Source organism: Cupriavidus lacunae (genome assembly GCF_003353055.1).
Classification (GTDB): domain Bacteria; phylum Pseudomonadota; class Gammaproteobacteria; order Burkholderiales; family Burkholderiaceae; genus Cupriavidus; species Cupriavidus lacunae.
On record NZ_QKWJ01000090.1, the window covers coordinates 22,619 to 30,160 of the forward strand.

Consider the following 7,542-nt stretch of genomic DNA (forward strand, 5'->3'; position numbering starts at 1 on the left):
TCCGGGGTCAGGCCGTGGCGAGTTCGCGCAACTGCAGTTGTGACATCACGGTATCGAACCGTTGGCGGAATTGTTGCGGCGTCTTGGCCGTTGCGGCGACGTAGAAGTCCGGCCGCACAAGCACGTACTTCGCGTCGATGTCGGTCAGCCAGCGGCCATAGGTGCCCTCGACGTCGACCGCATCGCACGGCGTGCCTGGCGCGCCGATGCGGACCGTGCGGCCGCCGAGGCGGGCAAGCTGTTCGAGCTGTTCGTCCCCCAGTGCGGCGGCAGGGTTGGCGTTCATGCCGATCACGAGCCAGCCGTGACCGACGGCCTGGTCGAAGCGGTCGCGCCTGCCCCTGGCCTCGACCACGCCCTGCACCGACAACTCGCCGGCATGCGTCGACGCCGGGCACCACGCGCCCCGGCCGAGCTGGCAGACGTCGGTCGGCACCGGCGCGTTGTTGCGGCGGGCGAGGTCGGCCTTCATGCGCTCGTCGCGCGCGGCCGCCTCGGCCTCGTCGGAGATGCAGATGATCTCGCCAAGCGCCTGGCTGAATTCGATGTAGTGGCGGGCGTGCGCGAGGCGTTCGGACGTATAGTTGTCGAGCACCTCGGCGCCGAGTCGTCCTTCGAGAACGGCATTCAGGCGCCAGCCCAGCGCCACCGCATCGCGCAAGCCGGCGCACATGCCTTCGCCCGCGAACGGCGGCATGAGGTGCGCGGCGTCGCCGGCGATGACGCATCGGCCGACGTTCCAGCGCCTGGCCCAGCGGGCCTGGAAGGAGTAGACGGCGCTGCGTTCGAGCTCGGCGTTGTCCGGAGTCAGGCCCCAGGGCTCAAGCAGTTCCCAGGCGCGTTCCGGCTTCTGGATGTCTTCGACGGATTCATCGGGCAGCACCATGAATTCCCAGCGGCGCCGGCCGGGGCCGCCGGGCACGATGGTCGTCGGGCGCCGGGGGTCGCAAAGCTGCCATTGCGAGGGCGTGGCTTGGTAGGGGTGCTTCGGGATCATGTCGAGGATCAGCCAGTTGAAGAAATAGCCCTTGTCCTCGCTCTCGATCCCGAGGCTCTCGCGCACAAAGCTGTTCGCGCCGTCGGCGCCGACCACGTACCGGGCGTGCAGCGTGCGCGTGCCGTCCTCTCCTTCCTCTCCTGTTTGCTGCACCACCTCCTGCGGGTTCCGCTTCAGCGACAGCGTCACGCCCTCGGCATCCTGCGCAAGCCCGGCGGCTTCCCAACCGCGGATCTGCGTGACGCCGGGCAATGTATCGACGATGCGCGTCAGGCGTTCCTCGAGGTCTGGCTGGTTGAACCAGTAACGCACGCGCCAGCCCGACGCCGAGCGGCTTTGCCAGTCGACGATCTGCAGGTCCTCGCCCTTCGCGTTCTTCCAGTAGTAGAGCTCGTCGTGGCAGGTGATGGCCGGATCGTGGTCGGAGTCGATGCCGAGCGTGGCCAGGATGCGAGCGATCTCATGGTCGTAGGTGACCGCGCGCGGCCGGCCGTATACCTTCGACCACCGCTCGACCAGAGTGACCCGCTTGCCGCGCTGGCCGAGAAGGATGGCGAGCAGGGTACCGACCGGGCCGCCGCCCACGATGGCGACGTCCGCGTCGAAGCGCTCGGTCCGGATGGTTGCTGGATTGCCCATTTCTGTCTCCGTGTCTGAAGTGTCTGAATCTGCTCATCTTCGATGCCCGTCCGCGTCTCCAGCCCGCTGGTATCGTGGCGAACATCGCTCTAAACAGAATGTAGTTCAAACATGAACGTTCGTCAGATATGGTTAACGCTCAGCTATCAAAAGGATGATGCCGATAGATTGTTATTTTCGTTGGGGCGAGGTGAGGTGATGGAATCGAGACTGAATGCATTCGGTTTAGAATGCTCGTCAGGAATGAACTGGAACGGATGGAGAGCTATGTCGGGAGAACCGCCCGAGCAGGAAGGCCGCGTTGCACGGCGGCAGCGCCGCAACCGCGAGGCGCTGATTCGCGCGGCCAGCGAGGTGATGACGGAAAAGGGAATGGACGGCGCCACGATGCTCGAGATTGCCGAGCGGGCCGACGTGGGCGCCGGAACGGTCTACAACTACTTCCGGTCGAAGGACGAACTGGCGATCGCCGTGCTTGAGGAGATGATGCACGACCTCGCCCTGCAGATCGAGAAGGCCACGGCCGGAATCAAGGATCCGGCGCAGGTCTACGCCTTCGGTGTGCGCACGGTGCTGGAAGCTGCCACGACAGATATCCGCTGGAAGCAGATGCTGTACCGGTCGGAAGTGATTGCCGACGCGCTGTACCGGCGCATGGGTCCGTTCGCGATTCGCGATTTGCGTCTGGGCGTGGCGGCCGGGCGCTTCGCGCTGGAGGATGCCGAACTGGTATGGCGCCTCACTGCGCACGCCATCGTCGGCGTGAGCCTGGCGATCACGACGGATGTTGTGCCCGTTGGTGCCAGGAACGAGGTCGTGGTGCGTCTGCTTTGCATGACGGGCATTGGAACGGACGCCGCGGCAGAGCTGGTCGCCGGCGCGGAGCGAGTGCGTGAAGGAAAAGGTGGCCGCTGACGCCACGCCTGCTGCACCAGGAAGCAGGCGATGTGCAGCAGATCGGGAGCCGCGCCGCTATCGGCACATTACGCTGACGTGCATGCGGGATAGCGGGGCGTGCCGCAGGTTGGCGGGGATTGCCCGGCAGTAGCTCCGGGGACTGCGCGGTGCGGGCGGCTATGCGGTAATGCCGCCGGCGCATTCGGTGGCGGCGTCCTTGACCTCCTGGATGAAGACCTCCAGCGGCGGCGTCATGACGTCGCCCTCCCGGCGAAACAGCAGCGTGCTGAACGCCGGCAGGCTCCAGTCGCCGCGCAAGATCTGCATCGAACCGTCCTGGATTTCCGCATCGAACCAGATCGACGAGCACAGGGCGACGTAGGCGTCCTGGTAGACCAGGTGGCGAATCACGGCAGGGGACTGGGTCTCGATCCTGTGCGCGTTCAGCGAGCAGCCGAGCCGGTCCAGTTCGACGCCCAGCGCCCGCTCGACCAGGCTCCCGGTCAGCGCCGGCATGACCAGCTTCTCCTGGCTCATGATGTCGCGCAGGCTCAAGTCGCCCTGCCGCGCGAGGGGATTGCCGGCATGCACGCAAAAATGGAAGTGCTCCTGGACCAGCATTTCACTATGGAATTCCGAGAACAACCCGTCCGGCTGTTCGATCCCCAATACCAAGTCAAGCTCGCCGTTGCGCAGTTTCAGCAGCAGGTCGTGGGTACGGCCCTCGAGCAGGTTGATGTTGATCTTGCCGTGGTTCCTGCGGATGCTGCTGACTGCCTTGGGCAGGATGTGGTTCATGGACAACGAGCCCGCCCCGCAGTTGATCTTCCGCCCGTTGGAGTCCTTGATGGACTGGATCATCGCCTGCGCCTTGTTGAGCTCGGCTTCGGCGGCGGCGATATGTTCGAGCAATGCCTTGCCGCATGCCGTCGGACTGACGCGTGGGACGGAGCGGTGCAGCAGCTGGACGCCGAGGACATCCTCGAGCCCCATGACGCTGCGCGTGAGCGCGGGCTGGGTAATTGCCAGCACGGACGCCGCGGCACTGATGCTGCCGTACTCCACGACGGTGGAGAAGTGTTCCAGGCTTGACATGTAGCGCGCAAGTTTCGAGCGCATCGCCTTGTCCCCGTATCTTGTATTGTCGTGGGACTTGCCATGGAGATGAGTCCTGGATCCGATCCGGCTGTCTGCAAGCCGGATCTCTACTCTAACTGGTCCTCTGCTGTGCGTCGCTAGTGCACCCGGTCAAGGCTGACGAGAGCCCGGCGGACGGTTTGTCCAAACGAAATCTCGGGAGACGAAGGGCTCCCCAAAAGGCAGTATGAGCCGAGCAGCGGAGCGTCCCTGAGCGCCATGGTCGAGAGATGGCTCGGGCTCAATGCCGCGCCCAGAAACGAACTATCGGCGGACGCCAAGCGGTGAATTGCCATGTCTGCGGTAGCGGCTGCAGCCCCAAGGGGCTTGCCGGCTAGTCAGTGCGCTGTTGGTTGTGTGCACACTGCCTCGCCCAGGACGATTGCAACATCAAGGCCGCCTGCTATACCACGGACGCGGCTTGGCCTGGTTGAAAGAATGTACCGCAGCTGCGTGCCGTCCTTTGGCGAAACGTAGCAGTGAATAAGACCTCTTCGGAGGCCGCGGCCGGGAGTGGCCGTCTCTCAGGAGGGAGCCACTTCCTTTCTGGCTAACAGCGCGCCTCAGGCGAGAGTGGGGGGCATCAAGAGCTCTATCCAAGAACGCGAAGATTTCGAATGCGTCAGATCGTCCGTGGCCGTTGAGAACGGCGTCGGGAAAAGCCACGGCGCGGTCTAAGCGGCTGCGTCTAAGCCTCGATGTTGGGATACGTGTCGAATGTTTGTTTTACGAGCTGCCGAAGCCACACGATTGCCGGGTCATGGTGAAACCGTGGATGCCAGTACTGGCTCAATGCATATGGCGGCAACGTGACCGGTGGCTTAACTACGCGGACGATGCCGTAGCGGCTGAAGACATTGGCGAGTTCTTCGGGGACAGTAGCGATGAGTTGCGGCTCGCGATCCATGAGTAAAGGGATCGTGAGAAAGTGCGGAGTATGCAGATAAATATTCCGCCTAAGCCCGTGGCGCTCGAATGCTGAATCGTAGGTAGGACTTGAACGACCTGCCAGACTCACTGCGACCTGTGGCATCGACTCGAACTGTTCTTGCGTGAGGGTATCGCCAACCTCCTTGTTTCTTGTACTGACAATGGTAACGAAGCCGTGCATGAACAGCTGTTGCTGAAACAGCGACTCCGGAGCTGTCTGCACAGAACCCAGCAAAAGGTCGGCATCGCCTGATGCCAGTAGCGCTTCAATTTGTGGGATGGGTACCTGCAACGTGCGAAGCTTGCAATGGGGGGCCACTGAACGCAGCTTTTCCATCAGCGGCGGCAGGAAGACCAACTCACCCATGTCGGTCATGCAGAGAGTGAAGGTGCGATTCATCGATGCCGGTTCAAAGCTCGCTTGAGGCAACACGCGAGTACGCATGGCAGTCATAACTTCAAGAATCGTTTCCGCCAATGCCTCCGCCTTGATCGTGGGCGTCATCCCCCGGGTGGTTTTTACGAACAATGGGTCCTGAAAGTAGTCGCGCAAGCGGTTCAACGCGTGACTCATTGCGCTTTGCGTGAGCCCGAGTTGGGAAGCCGCACGCGTCACACTGCGCTCTCGCAGCATGGCGTCGAAGACCGACAAAAGGTTGTAGTCGAAGTGTTCGGTATGCATGCGATACATTCCAAGCATGTCTTGCATGAGATTGACGCATGTTTGCTTGCTCCCTAACCTCTTGTCAAGGCGTCCCTTAGAGGGACGTGACTCACAGGAGACAGCTATGTTCGTGAAGAACACCTGGTACGTGGCGGCTTGGGACAACGAGGTCACCGAGAGCAACCTTTTCAGTCGTACCATTACGGGTATCCCCGTCCTTCTCTACCGAACCAGTGACGGCGCACTGCATGCGTTGGAAGACCGCTGCTGCCATCGCGGCGCACCGCTTTCCATCGGTCGGCGTGAGGGGGATTACGTTCGATGCATGTATCACGGCCTCAAGTTCGACCCGACAGGGCAATGCGTCGAGGCGCCATCGCAGCAGCGCATTCCGCCGCAAGCGCGCGTACGTGCATTCCCGGTCGTGCAACGGAACCGCTGGATTTGGATTTGGATGGGTGACCCGGAAAAGGCAGACCCGCACCTCATCCCAGATACCCGTTGGTTGGACGACCCAGCCTGGCGCAGCCTCGATGGGTACATCCACTACGACGTCAACTATCTGCTCATTGCAGACAATCTGCTGGATTTTTCCCACCTGCCGTTTGTCCATCCCACTACGCTTGGTGGCGGTGAGGACTATGCTGCTGTGCAGCCGAAGGTCGAACGTCTCGACGATGGGGTGCGTATTATTCGGTGGGCGCTGAACACCGAGGCGCCTCCGTTTGCCACGCAAGTCAAGAACTGGCCAGGGAAGGTGGACCGCTGGAATATCTACAACTTCACGATTCCGGCAATTCTACTGATGGACTCCGGTATGGCGCCGACGGGAACTGGAGCACCGGAAGGTACGCGTGTCGACGCCGCGGAGTTTCGTGGCTGCCAGGCATTGACGCCTGAAACGGAGAATTCCACGCACTACTTCTTTGCTCACCCCCACAACTTCGCGATTGACAATCCCGAAGTTACCAAGTCGGTTCACCAGAGTGTCGTCACTGCATTCGATGAGGATCGTGAAATCGTGACGGCGCAACAGAAGTCGCTTGCATTGGCGCCGAACTTCAAGATGATTCCGTTCTCCATCGATGCTGCGCTGTCGCAGTTCCGATGGGTTGTCGAGCGACGCCTTGTGGAGGAGGCTGAAGCAGAACGCCAAGGTAAGGCTGCATGATGGAGCTCGTCATAACCGGCCTTCGGTTGGAAGCCGAAGGCGTCCTCGGTGTCGAGCTGCAGGACCATGCAAGAGGAGTGCTGCCCGCCTTTAGACCTGGTGCGCACGTGGACGTTAGCTTTCCGAATGGACTGACGCGGCAGTACTCCATTGTGAGTTCTGCCGACGACAGGGCGCGCTATTGGCTCGGAATCGGGCTTGCTCCAAACTCTCGTGGTGGGTCAAAGTTTGCACATGAGGAATTGCGGCTTGGCACTCGCCTGCAAATAGGCGAGCCCAGGGCGCTATTCGGGCTCGACGAGACTGCTGCGGGCCATCTTTTCATCGCTGGTGGCATCGGTATCACACCGATCCTGAGCATGCTGCGACGATGCATCGCGACGGGGGCACCATGGCGATTGATGTACTGCGTCAGGTCCAGGAGGAATGCTGCATACCTCGAGCAACTCGCTCCATTGACCGAACAGGTATTGCTGCACTCGGATGACGAACATGCGGGACGCCCCGACATTGAAAGCTTTATCCGCGAGATGCCACAGGGCTGGAATGTCTATACGTGCGGGCCAGGTCCTATGATGGATGCGGTGTGCAGCTCCGCTGCCGCCCTAGGCGTCGCCGAAGGTGCAGTCCATCTTGAGCGGTTTCGCGCTGACGCGCCGACTATGGCGTCACAATCCCAGGAGTTTCATGTTCGGCTGCTTCGACATGGTGGAACCTTTGCAGTCCCACAGGACGCTAGCATTCTCGATGTGCTCGAGGCGAATGGCGTATGCCTACCTTCGGCTTGCCGCGAGGGGCTGTGCCGAAGCTGCGAGGTGCCACTGGTTTCCGGGGAGGCTGACCACCGCGACTTTGTCCTGAGCGATGTGGAGCGCGACGCGAACCGTTCAATCCTGATATGTGTTTCGCGGGCGAAGTGTTCTGAACTGGTACTAGACGTATAGTGTTGCAAACGGGCCGTCAATTGATGGCCCTTTTGCTAGCTTATTGATCTTTCCGTAAATCATGACATCACCACAACGTTGCCTGAACCCAGCACGCGGCGATGATCGAAGGCCGGTGTTGAGCGCTTTTGAGCTTGTTGCGGGCGACGGTATGCAACTCATT

General features: G+C 61.4%; 6 protein-coding genes. 3 read left to right on the forward strand and 3 right to left on the reverse strand.

All coding sequences use genetic code 11. The features are described 5' to 3' along the window. Window positions 1–7 precede the first annotated feature (7 nt). Window positions 8–1,636 (reverse strand): bifunctional 3-(3-hydroxy-phenyl)propionate/3-hydroxycinnamic acid hydroxylase MhpA, encoded by a 1,629-nt coding sequence (mhpA, locus tag DN412_RS36195; protein ID WP_115215943.1) that lies wholly within the window; start codon window positions 1,634–1,636, stop codon window positions 8–10. Window positions 1,637–1,747: 111 nt separating this feature from the next. Here mhpA and DN412_RS36200 point away from each other — a divergent pair, with 111 nt between their 5' ends. Beyond that, a complete protein-coding gene (locus DN412_RS36200) occupies window positions 1,748–2,551 on the forward strand; it encodes a TetR/AcrR family transcriptional regulator (RefSeq protein WP_208647729.1) in 804 nt (267 codons plus the stop codon). 159 nt (window positions 2,552–2,710) lie between these two features. Here DN412_RS36200 and DN412_RS36205 read toward each other — a convergent pair whose 3' ends face one another. Both DN412_RS36205 and DN412_RS36210 read right to left on the reverse strand, forming a co-directional pair. Beyond that, window positions 2,711–3,652 (reverse strand): LysR family transcriptional regulator, encoded by a 942-nt coding sequence (locus DN412_RS36205; protein WP_115215945.1) that lies wholly within the window; start codon window positions 3,650–3,652, stop codon window positions 2,711–2,713. 706 nt (window positions 3,653–4,358) lie between these two features. Then, complete coding sequence (locus DN412_RS36210) at window positions 4,359–5,282, reverse strand: LysR family transcriptional regulator (RefSeq protein WP_115215947.1); 924 nt, start codon at window positions 5,280–5,282, stop codon at window positions 4,359–4,361. 106 nt (window positions 5,283–5,388) lie between these two features. Between DN412_RS36210 and DN412_RS36215 the strand changes: the two genes are divergently transcribed. Beyond that, window positions 5,389–6,435, forward strand: coding sequence for an aromatic ring-hydroxylating dioxygenase subunit alpha (locus tag DN412_RS36215; protein ID WP_115215946.1), 1,047 nt, complete (start codon window positions 5,389–5,391; stop codon window positions 6,433–6,435). Then, window positions 6,432–7,379, forward strand: a complete 948-nt coding sequence (locus tag DN412_RS36220) for a PDR/VanB family oxidoreductase (protein WP_341868098.1) — start codon at window positions 6,432–6,434, stop codon at window positions 7,377–7,379. Before DN412_RS36215 ends, DN412_RS36220 begins: the two co-directional genes overlap by 4 nt. Window positions 7,380–7,542 lie beyond the last annotated feature (163 nt).

Coding starts and splice junctions, on each gene's coding strand:
- DN412_RS36215 (WP_115215946.1), top strand. CDS start 5,389: ATGTTCGTGAAGAACACCTGGTACGTGGCGGCTTGGGACAACGAGGTC.
- DN412_RS36220 (WP_341868098.1), top strand. CDS start 6,432: ATGATGGAGCTCGTCATAACCGGCCTTCGGTTGGAAGCCGAAGGCGTC.
- DN412_RS36200 (WP_208647729.1), top strand. CDS start 1,748: ATGAACGTTCGTCAGATATGGTTAACGCTCAGCTATCAAAAGGATGAT.
- DN412_RS36210 (WP_115215947.1), bottom strand. CDS start 5,282: ATGCATACCGAACACTTCGACTACAACCTTTTGTCGGTCTTCGACGCC.
- DN412_RS36205 (WP_115215945.1), bottom strand. CDS start 3,652: ATGCGCTCGAAACTTGCGCGCTACATGTCAAGCCTGGAACACTTCTCC.
- mhpA (WP_115215943.1), bottom strand. CDS start 1,636: ATGGGCAATCCAGCAACCATCCGGACCGAGCGCTTCGACGCGGACGTC.